At 61.0% G+C, this 13,353-nt stretch carries 13 protein-coding genes and 3 pseudogenes; 8 read left to right on the forward strand and 8 right to left on the reverse strand.

Annotated features, from left to right (window positions below; all coding sequences use genetic code 11):
* Window positions 1–536 (reverse strand): annotated as a pseudogene (locus ACS8YF_RS18435) (hypothetical protein); the annotation flags it as partial.
* Window positions 537–1,094: 558 nt separating this feature from the next.
* Here ACS8YF_RS18435 and ACS8YF_RS18440 point away from each other — a divergent pair.
* Window positions 1,095–1,823: a hypothetical protein gene (locus ACS8YF_RS18440; RefSeq protein ID WP_440851578.1), complete on the forward strand. Its 729-nt coding sequence runs from the start codon at window positions 1,095–1,097 to the stop codon at window positions 1,821–1,823.
* An 88-nt stretch (window positions 1,824–1,911) separates the two neighbouring features.
* Here ACS8YF_RS18440 and ACS8YF_RS18445 read toward each other — a convergent pair.
* From ACS8YF_RS18445 to ACS8YF_RS18455, 3 genes and pseudogenes are all read right to left on the reverse strand, one after another.
* A pseudogene (locus tag ACS8YF_RS18445) lies at window positions 1,912–2,657 on the reverse strand (IS5 family transposase); the annotation flags it as partial.
* Between the two features lie 32 nt (window positions 2,658–2,689).
* Window positions 2,690–3,640, reverse strand: coding sequence for an IS481 family transposase (locus tag ACS8YF_RS18450; protein ID WP_440851579.1), 951 nt, complete (start codon window positions 3,638–3,640; stop codon window positions 2,690–2,692).
* 145 nt (window positions 3,641–3,785) lie between these two features.
* Window positions 3,786–4,912, reverse strand: a protein-coding gene (locus tag ACS8YF_RS18455) for an IS3 family transposase (protein ID WP_415752846.1) whose coding sequence is annotated in 2 segments (ribosomal slippage) — window positions 3,786–4,663 and window positions 4,663–4,912 — 1,128 coding nt in all. Because the reading frame shifts where the segments join, the coding sequence is not laid out codon by codon here.
* A 171-nt stretch (window positions 4,913–5,083) separates the two neighbouring features.
* Between ACS8YF_RS18455 and ACS8YF_RS18460 the strand changes: the two genes are divergently transcribed.
* The 5 genes from ACS8YF_RS18460 (at window position 5,084) to ACS8YF_RS18480 (ending at window position 9,091) form a co-directional block, all read left to right on the forward strand.
* Window positions 5,084–5,482: a cupredoxin domain-containing protein gene (locus ACS8YF_RS18460; RefSeq protein ID WP_440851580.1), complete on the forward strand. Its 399-nt coding sequence runs from the start codon at window positions 5,084–5,086 to the stop codon at window positions 5,480–5,482.
* Between the two features lie 19 nt (window positions 5,483–5,501).
* On the forward strand, window positions 5,502–6,332 hold the full coding sequence (locus ACS8YF_RS18465) for an FTR1 family iron permease (protein WP_440851581.1): 831 nt from the start codon (window positions 5,502–5,504) through the stop codon (window positions 6,330–6,332).
* Between the two features lie 26 nt (window positions 6,333–6,358).
* Window positions 6,359–7,840: a 4Fe-4S binding protein gene (locus tag ACS8YF_RS18470; RefSeq protein WP_440851582.1), complete on the forward strand. Its 1,482-nt coding sequence runs from the start codon at window positions 6,359–6,361 to the stop codon at window positions 7,838–7,840.
* A 69-nt stretch (window positions 7,841–7,909) separates the two neighbouring features.
* Window positions 7,910–8,449 carry an iron transporter gene (locus ACS8YF_RS18475; RefSeq protein WP_440851583.1) on the forward strand — a complete coding sequence of 180 codons (540 nt, stop codon included), beginning with the start codon at window positions 7,910–7,912 and terminating at the stop codon, window positions 8,447–8,449.
* A 222-nt stretch (window positions 8,450–8,671) separates the two neighbouring features.
* Window positions 8,672–9,091, forward strand: a complete 420-nt coding sequence (locus tag ACS8YF_RS18480) for a MerR family transcriptional regulator (protein ID WP_440851584.1) — start codon at window positions 8,672–8,674, stop codon at window positions 9,089–9,091.
* Between the two features lie 217 nt (window positions 9,092–9,308).
* Here ACS8YF_RS18480 and ACS8YF_RS18485 read toward each other — a convergent pair whose 3' ends face one another.
* Together ACS8YF_RS18485 and ACS8YF_RS18490 are read right to left on the reverse strand one after the other, a co-directional pair.
* Window positions 9,309–9,488 carry a DUF1289 domain-containing protein gene (locus tag ACS8YF_RS18485; RefSeq protein WP_440851585.1) on the reverse strand — a complete coding sequence of 60 codons (180 nt, stop codon included), beginning with the start codon at window positions 9,486–9,488 and terminating at the stop codon, window positions 9,309–9,311.
* Window positions 9,489–9,491: 3 nt separating this feature from the next.
* On the reverse strand, window positions 9,492–11,333 hold the full coding sequence (locus ACS8YF_RS18490; protein WP_440851586.1) for a heavy metal translocating P-type ATPase: 1,842 nt from the start codon (window positions 11,331–11,333) through the stop codon (window positions 9,492–9,494).
* 33 nt (window positions 11,334–11,366) lie between these two features.
* Between ACS8YF_RS18490 and ACS8YF_RS18495 the strand changes: the two genes are divergently transcribed.
* Window positions 11,367–11,654, forward strand: a complete 288-nt coding sequence (locus ACS8YF_RS18495; protein WP_440851587.1) for a hypothetical protein — start codon at window positions 11,367–11,369, stop codon at window positions 11,652–11,654.
* On the opposite strand, the gene ACS8YF_RS18500 is transcribed toward ACS8YF_RS18495, so the two are convergent.
* Window positions 11,642–11,914 carry a metal/formaldehyde-sensitive transcriptional repressor gene (locus ACS8YF_RS18500; RefSeq protein WP_440851588.1) on the reverse strand — a complete coding sequence of 91 codons (273 nt, stop codon included), beginning with the start codon at window positions 11,912–11,914 and terminating at the stop codon, window positions 11,642–11,644. The genes ACS8YF_RS18495 and ACS8YF_RS18500 overlap by 13 nt on opposite strands.
* A 66-nt stretch (window positions 11,915–11,980) precedes the next feature.
* On the opposite strand from ACS8YF_RS18500, the gene ACS8YF_RS18505 reads away from it, so the two are divergent.
* On the forward strand, window positions 11,981–13,180 hold the full coding sequence (locus ACS8YF_RS18505; protein ID WP_440851589.1) for an MFS transporter: 1,200 nt from the start codon (window positions 11,981–11,983) through the stop codon (window positions 13,178–13,180).
* A gap of 11 nt (window positions 13,181–13,191) precedes the next feature.
* Here the strand turns inward: ACS8YF_RS18505 and ACS8YF_RS18510 are convergent.
* Window positions 13,192–13,353, reverse strand: a pseudogene (locus ACS8YF_RS18510) (cation transporter); the annotation flags it as partial.

Raw genomic sequence — 13,353 nt, forward strand, 5'->3', positions numbered from 1 at the left:
GGCGCGATCGCCCGAGCGCGTTCGCGGATAGCCGGCCATTCGGCTTCGCCCCGAAGGGTCGCCCGGCGCGCCAGAAATCGCTCTACCCCCTCGGCGCCGACACTTCGCGCAATGACGTGACGGGTCCGCGATGGCACCAGATTTTCCATCAGGAACCGTTCGACGCTGGCGGCATACAAAGAGTTGCCCATGCGCATATCATCGGGCAGGGGCCCATGGCCGGCGATCGTCCGGAATGCCAGGCCGGGAAGAGTCCGGCTCGCGGCGTTATGGGTGATGAAAAGCGCATCCCGTGTCCTCAAGCTGCCCTCGAGGGCGGTGCGATAGCCTACGGCCCCGCCGGGGTACAGCAGGCCGGCAATCTCATACGCATGCCGCCGAACCACAACACTTAACGGCTCATCAAGATACGCGGTATAGAGGGCAGTCGTGATCTCCCGCAGTCGGCCCTGGCGAGCCGCGCGCGAGACACGTTGGCGCGTGGCGGCGTCTGCGCCAACCGTCGAAACGAAGGCTGGAAATGCGGTGCTCGTCATGTAACAAAGGCCGTGCTAGCGAGGCTGTGATACCGGCTCCTGTCACATATCACGTCTTACCTCCAGCATTATGTCACCAAATGACATTTAAGCGCTGCCGTTCGATATTCGACCGGGCACCGCGCGCCCACGATCTACTCCCCGTCTTTCGCCGTGTCGACCAGGCACTGGAGCCGAGCCTAAACAGCTACGCCCTGCGCGGATGGCTATTGCGCCAACTGCACGCCGACAGCCGGGAGTTAGTATTCGACGAAACGATCGGTCTGGCCGATGCCGTAGGACGCCATAAAAGAGCGACCACGTCCGGGCAATCGAGCTGCCGCCCTCTGATCGCTCCCTGCTGCTGCTGATCGCGGCCGCGATCAGTTGGGCGCATCACCACTGACGGGCGAGTCATCGTCCTATGACGAAATGCGAGGGCTCACGCCCTACCCTATGCCGTGTCGTTAAACGAATAATTATTTTAAAGCGTTCTTTAACAATTATAGCTAGCTTGTTTGCTTTTATTATTTTACATCCTTATATTTTTAAATAGCACTCAATAAGCCCTAGCACAAAATGTCTGAGCGATCTGTCGCGACGTATTATGTCCCGCCTCGACATTACAGGGATTTTCGGCGTTCTCTAGCCGAGATTCAGCGCGATGTTTGCCCTATTGCCGCCAAAGCGGGGCTCAAGATCCATCGTATCGAATCGATTTTCGACCCGTCGGATCCGACTATCGCAACGGGGTTCGAAATCGAAGCGTCAGAGGGGGAAGGCGCTGATGGAAAATCGGAAAACGGTAGCTTCTTTCCGATTAAAGACGTGCTCGCTGCCGTCGTCGACAGGGCACGACAGAATCTAGTAAACAAGGAAAAAACTCGCGAGGCGCGCGAGCAGAGGATGGCCGAGCTGGCCAATTATGCAGAACGTACGGAGATTAATGGGGAAGTGCACATCCCTCCGCCACTCACGCCTGACGACCCCAGCGCTCCCTTGCCCACGCCCGACGACGGCGAAGAAGCGATGCGACTCGAGCTTTTCGATATTGAACGCGGTCGCATCAACATCGGCAAGCGGTGGATACCGCTCGCCGACCAAGTCGCCGAGGAATTTCGAGAGACTTTTCGGCAGAGCGAATGGTCGCCGAATACGGATGGCCCGCTCGACCTTGAACAGACTCGATCGTTACTCGAACTAGTGGCGCTTGGCGCGCAACGCGCCAAGCGCTTGCTCGACGAGCCATTTCACACCGACGAAGAACTCGAAGAGAAGAGCGCCCAAAAGGCCTCACTCAGCAATTGAGGCGCCCGGGCAATGCCCGAGACTCCATATCCTGAGCGGGCACTGCTAGTCGGTCTAGGGAATGGAACCAGGGCTTGTTAACACTATTGAGCGCATCGACGATAAGCGCGAAGTAGATGAAGAAGGTGAACACGATATCGAGCTTATCGAATCGTGAGAACAAGCGGCGGAATCCCTTGAGTCGACGGAATAAGCGCTCGACCTCGTTACGCTTCTTGTACATCTCACGATCGTATTCCCAAGGCGAGAGGCGATTTCGTTTCGGCGGAACAACCGGCGTCACCCCCAGATCCAGCACGAGTTGCCGCGTTTCATCACCTTCGTAAGCCCGGTCCATGAGGACATGCCGAGCTGACAAGGGCGTGTCTCCAAGCAATGCACGACCCGCGGGCGCATCGCCTGCCTGACCGGGCGACAAGGCGAAGCTCACCGCGGTTCGGGCATCTGCGGCAACCATATGAATTTTGGTCGTCCAGCCCGCTCTTGATTTGCCGATAGCCTGGGGTCCGTTTTTTTTAAAGCGCCCCTACCGTCTGGATGCACCTTGACGGCCGTGCTGTCCAAAGACACCGCCTCGACACTCACCTGGATAATCTGTTGGCGCTGTAACTCGGCGAACACCCTCTCCAATACGCCCGCCTTGGCCCAGCGGTTCATGCGAGTATAGATGGTATGCCACGAGCCAAAACGCTTAGGTAGCCCGCGCCATTTACAGCCGTGCTCCGCCACGTAGAGCACAGCATTCAACACATCCAGATTACTCAATGAGACATTGCCACGCTGTTTGGGTAACACCGACTCGATCTGCTGATACTGTTCGTACGATAACTGCATGCGCGTAGCTTATCAGTTAGTGTTAACAGCTCCTAAGTGTTTAGTCCCGGCATTTGATGGATAGGGTTTACCTTGAATCGTTCTGGTTCTGAAGCCCATTGTTTGCAGATGAACTCGTAGGGTGTGAGCCCTCTGAGCGTCTTGAGTCTTCGGCCAAAGTCGTAGGCGTCGATGAAGTCAGCGAGATGCCGTTGCAGTTGGGCGTGGTCGTCGTAGTGGAAGCGCTGAACGGTCGCTTCCTTGATCGTCCGGTTCATGCGTTCGACTTGCCCGTTTGTCCACGGATGCTGGACTTGGGTCAGGCGGTGTTCGATGTTATTGCCCTGACAGACGCGGTCGAAGATATGCGTGAACGCATACCGATCCCGCTGGCGATTCGTGAACTGGATGCCGTTATCGGTCAACACGGTGTGAATCGTGTAAGGCACGGTAGCCACGAGGCGTTTTAAAAAGTCGGCGGCGACCTGCTTGCCGGCTTTGGGATGCAGTTCGGTGTAAGCGAACTTCGAGGTTCGATCGATGGCGACAAAGAGATGGAGCTTGCCTTCGGCCGTGCGCAGCTCGGCGATGTCGATGTGGAAATAACCGATCGGGTAGACCTTGAACTTGCGCTTGGCGGGCTTATCGCCCGTCACGTCGGGTAGACGGCTGATCCCGTGGCGCTGTAGGCAGCGATGTAACGACGAACGCGTCAGATGCGGCAGCGTCGGCTGTAGGGCGTAAAGACAGTCGTCCAACGGCAACAGCGTATGCCGCCGGAAGGCCACGATCATCGCCTCGTCCTCGACCGACAGTACCGTCGACCTGGGACGACGGGGCCCCGTCTTCAGGTCAGCCGTGGACGCCCGCTTCTTCCACTTGGCGACGGTCTTCTGGTTGATGCCGTAGCGCTTGGCCAGCGCCCTTAGGCTCTCTTGACTATTTTGTATTGCTCGACGGACTGCCGCAGTCGTTGTGGCGCTGCCATGTAAAACCTGGCCCATAGTGCATCCCTCCAATCTTGGGAAAATAATGCACCATCAAAATCTGGGATCAAACACCTAAGTTAATCGCGCCCGACGTGACAACTGAAGTGGACCCCGTGAGCTGGACAGCCCACAGCGATTTTTAAGTGGCAAGCTGCCTGGTTCATGCGGCTTGTGGAAGCCGCGCTGCGTTGAAGTAGACCTGATCGGGCGTCCGTCGCTCAAGCGATTGATGTTTTCGCTTGGCATTGTAGAAACCGAAGTACACGCGAAGCCCGGCACGCGCCTGGCGAGCGTTGTCGTAGGCCTTGAGATAGACCTCCTCGTATTTCACGCTACGCCACAGCCGTTCGATGAACACGTTGTCCATCCAGCGCCCGCGTCCGTCCATGCTGATCTGGATACCCTCGCGCTTGAGCACACCCGTGAACGCGATGCCGGTAAACTGGCTGCCTTGATCCGTGTTGAATATGTCAGGCGTGCCATAAGCCGCGATGGCGGCTTCAAGCGCTTCAATACAGAAGTCATCGTCCATCGTGTTGGCCACACGCCACGACAAGACCTTGCGGGAATGCCAGTCCATAATGGCCACCAGATACAAAAAGCCGCGCGCCATCGGTAAATACGTGATGTCGGCGCACCAGACCTGGTTCGGCCGGTCGATCATCCGATCGCGTAGCAGATACGGGTAGATTCGGTGCCCGGGCGCCGGCTTGGTCGTACGCGGCTTCGGGTACAGGGCCGCCAGCCCCATAATCCGCATCAGACGCTGGACGCGCTTGCGATTGACGATCAGGCCCTCGTCCGCCAGTGCATCGCCGATGCGGCGGCTGCCGAGGAACGGCCATTCCAGATGAATGGCATCGATGCGCTTCATCAGTTCGTCATCGACATTGTTTACGGCCTCGGCACGGTAGTAGACCGTTGACCGGGCGATATCGAGCAGCTGGCACTGCCGCACGATCGGCAGCGCATGATCGGCGGCGATCATGACCCGCCGCGCTTGCCGGGGAAGCGCGCGAGCCCGCGTTCTAAAAAATCGCGTTCCATGCTCAGCTCGCCGATCTTGGCGTGCAGCTCGGTGATCTGGGCCTGCGAATCGGCTTGGGAGGCGCCCTTGTCGAACGTGCCGGTGGCGCCCTCGATCAGCTGGCGCTTCCACTGGGTGATTTGATTCGGGTGTACGTCGTACTGCTGCGCCAGCTCGGCCAGCGTGCCCTCGTCACGCACGGCGGCCAGCGCCACCTTGGCCTTGAACGCCGCCGAATGATTCCTGCGTTTACGTCGCATAAATGCTCCTTGAGCCGATGGCTCTTGCGAAGCAGCTTGCCACTTATCGCACTGTCCAGAAATCAGGGGCCAGTTCAAACACCCGGCGCGCATTAGACACCGAACATCGCCCGTTATAACGGCGGCAAAGCGTCTCCGGTGCAGCGCGGGCGGCTGCCTCCTGGCAATCAATTGCAATTGCGACTCGTTCGTGTTTACATGCTTCTGCCATATCCATGGGAACCGGGCATGCCCCCCCTCAAGCCTTGTTTAACCGCCGTACTGGCCGGACTCTTTCTGGTTGCCACATCGACCGCGTCGTTGGCCAGCCCGACACCGCCCGATGTCGTTATCCAGTCGGATCATTTTCAGCCGGCGACGCTATCGATTGCAGCGGGCAAGCGCGTCAAGGTGGTGGTTGCCAATCGGAGCAATCGCCCGGCGGAATTCGAAGGCAGCGATTTCACGGTCGAAAAAGTCATCCCCTCCGGTACGACGTTACCGGTCTATATCGGGCCGCTGAAGGCCGGCACCTATCATTTCTTCAACGATTTCTCGCCGTCGGTCAAAGGTACGCTGACGGTCAAATGACCGCGATCCGGAGTTGTCCATGCTTGCCACCGCAATCATCGTGTTCCGTGAAGTTCTTGAGGCCGCCCTCGTCGTCTCTATCGTGATGGCTGCCACCAAAGGCGTGGACGGGCGCTCACGCTATGTCTCGGCAGGCATCGCCCTCGGCGTGCTCGGTTCGATACTGGTTGCAGCGTTCGCCGGTACGATCGCCTCGGCGCTCTCCGGCCGCGGACAGGAATTGCTTAACGCGACGATCCTGCTGACCGCGGTCGCGATGCTGGGCTGGCACAACATCTGGATGAGCCAGCATGGCAGGGAACTGGCGGCGCGCATGAAAGCGGCCGGTCACGATGTCGCCAGCGGTCGCAAGCCGCTGTACGCGCTGCTCGTGGTGGTGATGATGGCGGTGCTGCGCGAAGGCTCGGAGGTCGCGCTGTTCAGCTACGGCATTCTGGCCAGCGGCGCGCGGGCGGCCTCGATGGCGATCGGCGGCGCCGGCGGCCTCGCACTCGGCGTACTCGTCGGTTGCCTGCTGTACTACGGATTGTTGCGCATTCCGATGGGCCATCTGTTCCGTGTGACCGGCTGGATGATCCTGCTGCTGGCGGCCGGTCTGGCCGCTCAGGCTGCCGGCCTGCTCAGCCAGGTCGGCCTGTTGCCCACGCTGGGCAGCAATCTGTGGGACACCTCGTGGTTGCTGAACCAGCATTCCATGATGGGCAACCTGCTGCATGTATTGATCGGCTATACCGAACGCCCTTCCGGCATTCAGATCCTGTTCTATCTGGCAGCGCTGATGGGCATCGGTAGCGGCATGCGCTGGGTTAACCGTCCGGCGCCGGCCAAGCGCAACCGCGCCCCCGTCTGACAGTCTGACCGCAACGGTTTTCGCCGATGAACACGACAGATCAATCGCCCCGCCAGCGACTTTCCGAGATCGCGGTCCGCGTGCAGGAACCGGGGCGCCGGCCCCGCCTACAGACGCCGCGCAGCGGCTGGGCCTATCGCATCGAACAGTGGGTCGCGCCACGCCGGCACTGGCTGGACTGGATCCACGTGAGTATGTTCTTCGGGTTTGCTGTGCTCACGGTGGTCCCACTATTCCTGCCGGTGCCGATCAGCCGTAGTCAGCATTTCTGGAACAACTTCTCGTCGTTCGCGAACTTCGTGATCTGGGGGCTGTGGTTCCCCCTGGTCTTCGTGTCCGTGATCTTCACCGGGCGCAGCTGGTGCGGTGTGCTCTGTCCGCTCGGCGCGGCCTCGGAGTGGGCCAACCGCGTTGGGCTGAAACGTCCGACGCCGCGCTGGATACGCTGGCGCGGTACCCCGATCGTCAGTTTCGTGATCATCACCATCCTCGCGCAAACCGTCGGCGCCCGGGACTATGCCACCGGCATTGCCGAGGTTTTCGGTTTGACGTTCGCGGCGGCGGCGGTGCTCGGCTTCGTCTATGGTCCCGGCCGGAGCACCCGGATCTGGTGCCGGCACATGTGCCCGATCGGTCTGATGCTCGGCGTATTCTCGCGCATCGGTGCAGTCCAGTTCCTACCCAAACAACCCAAGCCCGGCGGCGACACTTATACCGAAAAAGGCATTTGCCCGACCAATATCGATATCAACCGCAAGCGCGAGTCGCGGCACTGCATCGAGTGTTTTCGTTGTGTCCATCCCGAGGCCCGCGGCGGGCTGCGGCTGGCTTTTCGCAAGCCCGGCCGCGAGGTCGCGCAGATCCGCGATCACAATCCCAACGCCGCCGAGATCTGGTTCCTTTTTCTGGCCACGGGCCTCGCGCTGGGCGGCTTTTTGTGGATCGTACTGCCCCAGTACGGGGCACTGCGCAACATCATCGGAACCTGGGCGATCAACCACGGCTGGTACTGGATCGGGAACTCCGGGCCCAGCTGGCTGATGGTAGTTCATCCGGCGGCGCATGAAACCTTCGTCTGGCTCGATTTCTTCATGATCTGCGGCTTCATGCTCACTTGCGCCGCCGTGTTGACGGTCTCCCTGACGATAACCACTGCCATAGCGAGCTGGCTGGCGGGACGCCTCGGCGGCGATCTGAACGGGCGTGCGCGGTTTGTCGAACTCGCTTATGCCTACATGCCCGTGGCCATGATTTCTCTGGTCATCGGCCTCGGCGGCAAGCTGTTCGCCGCGCTGGCCGAAGCCGGCATTTCGAGCGCTGCCGTCGAATCAATCAAGATCACTCTGTTCGCGCTCAGCGTGGTCTGGAGCCTGGCGCTCGGCCGCCGGCTTCTGGCCCGGCAAGGACTGTCCGGCCTGCGCTGCCTCGCGGCCGGGTTGCCGACGGCGGCCGGGATCGGCCTGATCGGCCTGGCCTGGAGCCCCGCATTGTTCGGCCTCACCTTCTGAGGGCGTGTTTTTTTTCGCAGCCGCTCATGAGCGATTCGTATTCACCCGGGTTAAAACGAGAGATCAACGATGAAACATCCAATCCTGGGCTCGGTCATGGCCGGGCTCGCAGCCGCCACGATCGCTGTCCCGGCGTGGGCGAGCTCCGAGCATTCGCTGGGCAAACCGTTGCAGCAGAACGGCCTGATCATTCACCCGGTCTATCTGCAAGCAGTCGAGATGGCGCCGGCTATGCCGGGTGTCAATGACAATGCCGATGTCCATGTGGAACTGGATGTTCACGCCGACAAATCGAACCCGTACGGCTTTTCCCCGGGCGCCTGGATTCCGGCGCTGACGGTCAGCTACGAGATCGTCAAGAAAGGCTCCGATTGGTCGACGTTCGGCACACTGATGACGATGACTGCCAGCGACGGACCGCACTACGGCGCCAACGTCAAACTCGACGGGCCCGGCCGATACACCGCACGCTTCAAAATCGAGCCGCCGCCGTATCAGGGTTTTCTGCGTCACACCACGAAAGACACCGGCGTACCGCCGTGGTGGTCACCGTTCGAGCACGCCTGGAGCTTCACCTACACCGGAGTCGGCAAGAAAGGCGGCTATTGACGCTGCGGATACGAATGCCCGAGCAAGTCGCTTGTGGCCACGCCGGCCGTGGCGTGGCCGAACCAGGACTCATCAGGAAAGCCGCCTAGCTTCTTTCGCGTACACCAGATTTGACAGTAACTCCATTTTCACTGCAACAACCCGCCATGGCTTTCTTCAATATCAGTTGACCACGCCAGCATCAACGTTAAAGTCAGTTGAAGGTCAACCGAAGGAAAAGCAATGTTCACGATAGCGGACGCAGCGCGGCAAGCCGGATGTCCGGCTTCCACGATCCGGTATTACGAGCGAGTGGGATTGTTGCCGCCCGCGCAACGTGGCGACAACGGCTATCGCTACTACCAGTCGACCGATATCGAGCGCCTGTCATTCGTTAATCGTGCGCGCGAACTGGGGTTCTCCATTGCGTCGGTCGTCGACTTGCTCCGCCTAGCAGACCACCCGCAGCAGCCTTGTGAAGCTGTGGATACGCTGCTCGCGAATCAGCTTGAATCGGTGGCAAACCGTATCCGGCAGCTGTGTGAGCTCGAAGCCCGGCTGCGACGCCTGCAAGCAGCCTGTGGCGGTCATCAGCAGATGCAGGATTGCGGCATTCTCTCCGCGCTGTCGGAATCCGAAAGTCACGACGGAGGTGCGGTTTGAATCCGCTGATCACGTTCGCGCTATTCGTGCTGGCGGCGGCCGCCGAGCTGTTATCGGGGGCAACTCATGGCACGAAAATCGTGCGCTAAGTGTCCGCGCCAGCAGCAGAACGACGGAACGGGCGCTGCCCGCGATATTGTACGCATGGTGATCTGGGTATCTATCTGTCCACGACCAGTCGATGGTGCCCATCTACCCATGATTGGAACCTTGGTCGTCAGCGGCGCCAAGCCAACTTCGCCTCACGTCGACAGCGTTCTGCAAGGATGCGCCGGCGCCTGGAGTTGCTGAGCTTGCGCCACTGACGAATTTCGGTTGCCGTGCGCAGACACCCGACACACAGGTCGGTCTTGCGGTCGAGCTTGCAGATGTCGATGCACGGTGAATCGACGGCCACGCTTCATACCGCCGCAGATTTAGATTCGGGCGCGGCTGCCGTCTTGGTTTTCTCCGGTGCTGGCAGGAGTCGAGCCGAGTTGAGGATGAAGATCAGCTCCGAGACGACATGGATCGCCGCCGCGAGCAACGGGTCGAGGAACCCAAAGGCCGCCAGCGCAATGCCGAGCGCGTCCACCCCGATGGTGCCCACAAAGTTCTGCCAGATGATGCCGCGCGTGCGCCGGGCCACAGCGAGCGTCTTGACGAAGCGTTCGAGATCGTTGCCCAACAGCACCACGTCAGCACTTTCCTGCGCCACGTCGGTGCCTGATCCCATGGCGATGCCGACATCGGCCTGGGCCAGGGCCGGAGCATCATTGACCCCGTCGCCGACCATGGCGATCTTGTGCTTGCCGCCGACCAGTGCCTGAATACGCGCCAGCTTGTCCTCGGGCAGCAATTGCGCCTCGATATCTTGAATGCCGAGCGCCTTGCCCACGGCATCCGCCACCCGACGAGCGTCTCCGGTCAGCAGCACCACCCGGATACCCATTCGGTGCAAGGCTTCGACCGCACGTTGGGCTTCGGGCCGCACAGTATCCGCGATCTCTATGGCGCCCAAGAAGTGGCCGTCGCGGGCAACCAGGGCTTCCGAGCCGGCCTCGCTGTCCTGTTCAAACGTGCTCGGCACGTCGATCCCATGATCCACCATCCAGGCGCGGTTGCCGACCAGGACCGTGGCCTCGCCGACCTGGGTCGAGATGCCACGCCCGGGGGTGTAATCAAAGCGCGTCGGTTCGACCGCCGGGCGGTTCTGGCGTTGGGCGTGCGCGACGATGGCTTTGCCGAGCGGATGCTCGGAGCGCAACTCGGCGGCCGCGGCGGCATCGAGAAGCTCTTCGCGGGTGATGCCGGGGACCGGTACGACGTGCTGCACTTCGGGTCGGCCGAAGGTCAGCGTACCGGTCTTGTCGAGCACGACCGTATCGACCTGGCCCAGGGTTTCCAGATGTACACCGCCTTTGACAATCGCGCCTAATCGCGCTGACCGGCCGATCGCGCCGAGGATGGCCAGCGGCGTGCCGGCGGCAATACCGCAAGCGCCGGCGACGATGATCACCGAGATCGTGGAATAGATATCGCGCGTGATCAGGAAGGTCAGGACAGCCGCACCGAGCGCGAAATACACCAGGTAGCCGGCCAGACGATCTGCCAAGCGCTGGACCGGCGCCCGGGATTGCTCGGCCCGTTCGACCGCCTCGATGATCTTGCCGTAACTCGTATCCCGGCCGATCCGCTCGGCGGCGATCTCCAGCGCGCCGGACTGGTTGATGGAGCCGGCGAAGACCGGCGCGCCCGCGGTCTTTTCCACCGGCATGGATTCGCCGGTGATACGGGATTCGTCGACGAACGAATGCCCCGAAAGCACCACGCCATCGACGGGCAGCCGACCACCGGGCGCGACCAGGACCACGTCACCCACCGCCAATTCCTGCGCCGCGACGGATCGAATCGCACCGGCCCGGCGAATCGACACTTCGTCGGGCAGAAACTCGAGCAGATCGCGGATCGCCTTGCGGCCGCGGCCGACGGTCAAGCCTTCCAGCACTTCGGCGACCAGCACGAACAAGGTGATGACCAAGGCAGTAAAGAATTCGCCAATCGCAGCCGCCGCCGCGATCGCGATCGTCATCGACAGCTCCATGGTCATACGCCGCGCGATGACGTTCTCGAACGCCTCCTTGAGAATCGGCCAGCCGCCGATCAGCAGGCCGACGACGCCGATGAGGCTAATCGCTGAAACCGGCTCCCAGACGCGAAACCACACGAGTACCGACGCCAGCGCCACCAGGCCGATGCGCAATGCCTCAGGCCACTCGAACGGATGGTCGTGATCATGCCCATGCCCATGCCCATGCCCATGCCCATGCCCATGCCCATGCCCATGCCCATGATCGTGATCGTGATCGTGATCGTGATCGTGATCGCCATGATGATGGTCGTGCGGTTCATGATCGTGATCGTGATCGTGATCGTGATCGCCATGATGATGGTCGTGCGGTTCATGATCGTGATGATGCGAGGCGTCCGGCGCGACCGTTCTCGCCTGGGCGGCATCAGCCAATCGCTGATGCGGGGGTGTTTTCTGGACGGCCATGACGAACTCCGGTGTTACTTCAGATAAGCACGGACGACATCAATGAGTTCGGCCGCGCCTTCGGACCGTTGCTCGGCCGCCAGTGCCTCGGCGGCCACGTGCTCGTGGATATGATCTTCGAGCACTTCGGCCATCAGGCCATTGAGGGCACCGCGCACGCCGGCGATTCGCTGCATGATGTCGCCGCATTCTTTTTCTTCTTCGAGCGCCCGCTCAACCGCTTCCATCTGGCCCCGAATACGCCGCACTCGGTTTAATAGCTTCTGTTTCTCGCGGATCGTATGCACTTTGGTTTCTCGCCGTGGTTCACTCAGATAGTATAGCCCCCTATATTATCACTCGAGCACTGAATCATGACGACGAAGCCCATCGGTGCCCTATGGCGTAACCGCGTCTATCGGCATTTGTTTGCCGCGCAAATCTCGGCGCTGATCGGCACCGGTCTGACCACGATCGCGTTGGCGCTGCTGGCCTACGACCTGGCCGGCGGCAACGCAGGACGCGTATTAGGCATCGCATTTGCGTGCAAGATGGTCGCTTATGTCGGGATCGCCCCGGTGGTTGGCGGCTATGCCCAACGCTTGCCGCGTAAGACGCTGCTGGTGACGCTAGACCTACTGCGGGCCGGGTTTGTCTTGTGTCTGCCCTGGGTGACAGCGGTATGGCAGATCTATCTGCTGATCTTTCTGCTAAACGCCTGCTCGGCGGGCTTTACACCCATCTTCCAGGCCACGATTCCCGAAGTGGTGCCGGATGACGCCCAATACACGCGCGCGTTGTCGCTGTCGCGCCTGGCTTACGAGCTGGAGAATCTGCTCAGTCCGGCGCTGGCCACCGCACTTTTGTTCCTCGTGTCCTATAACCAGTTGTTCATGCTCAACGGACTCGCCTTTCTGGGTTCTGCAGCGCTGGTCGTGACGACCGCCCTACCGGCCGTTGCCGACGAAACGGGATCAATCAATGTCTGGCAGCGGGTATCGGCGGGCGTCCGTCGATACCTGGGCAACCGCAGGCTGCGCGGGGTTTTGGCGCTATATGCCGGGGTGGCAGCCGCCGGGGCCATGATTATCGTCAATACCGTGGTCTATGTGCGCCACACGCTGGGCGGTGGCGATGTGCGGGTCGCGCAGGCCTTCATGGCCTCGGGCGCGGGCTCGATGCTCGCTGCGTTATGGCTACCGCGCTGGCTGGATCGTCATTCCGAACGCTCCGCGATGCTCGCCGGCGGCCTGTTGCTCGGCCTGGCATTGCTGATCGGCGGCCTCTGGTTGCCGGGTTTTGCCGGCTTGCTTGCCGTCTGGTTCGTGCTAGGTATCGGCTTGGGTCTGATCCAGACACCGGTCGGGCGCCTGTTGACTGCGGCCAGCGACAGTACAAACCGTCCGGGCGTGTTTTCGGCCCAATTTGCGTTGTCTCATGCCTGCTGGCTGGTTGGCTATCCGCTGGCTGGCGTGCTGGGTTCGGCGGTTGGACCGCGCCCGACGTTGCTGGTGCTCGGCGTCATTGCGTTGGCGGCCTGGGCCTTAGCTGGTCGTTTATGGCCCTCCGAATGAAGCAGAGGCGATCAAACGTCGACCGACGCACATTCTTTGCGTGCGCCGCCCCAGATGGCCCTGGCGGCATCGGCGTTCATGAAAGCGATACCGAGCCCCGACGATCAAATCGGGCCAGCCGGAGCGCCATACCAGCGTGATGAGGCCCGCGATCATGATCGCAATGTTCGCGA

Source organism: Salinisphaera sp. SWV1, from assembly GCF_052044155.1.
In the GTDB taxonomy this organism is placed as follows: Bacteria; Pseudomonadota; Gammaproteobacteria; order Nevskiales; family Salinisphaeraceae; genus Salinisphaera.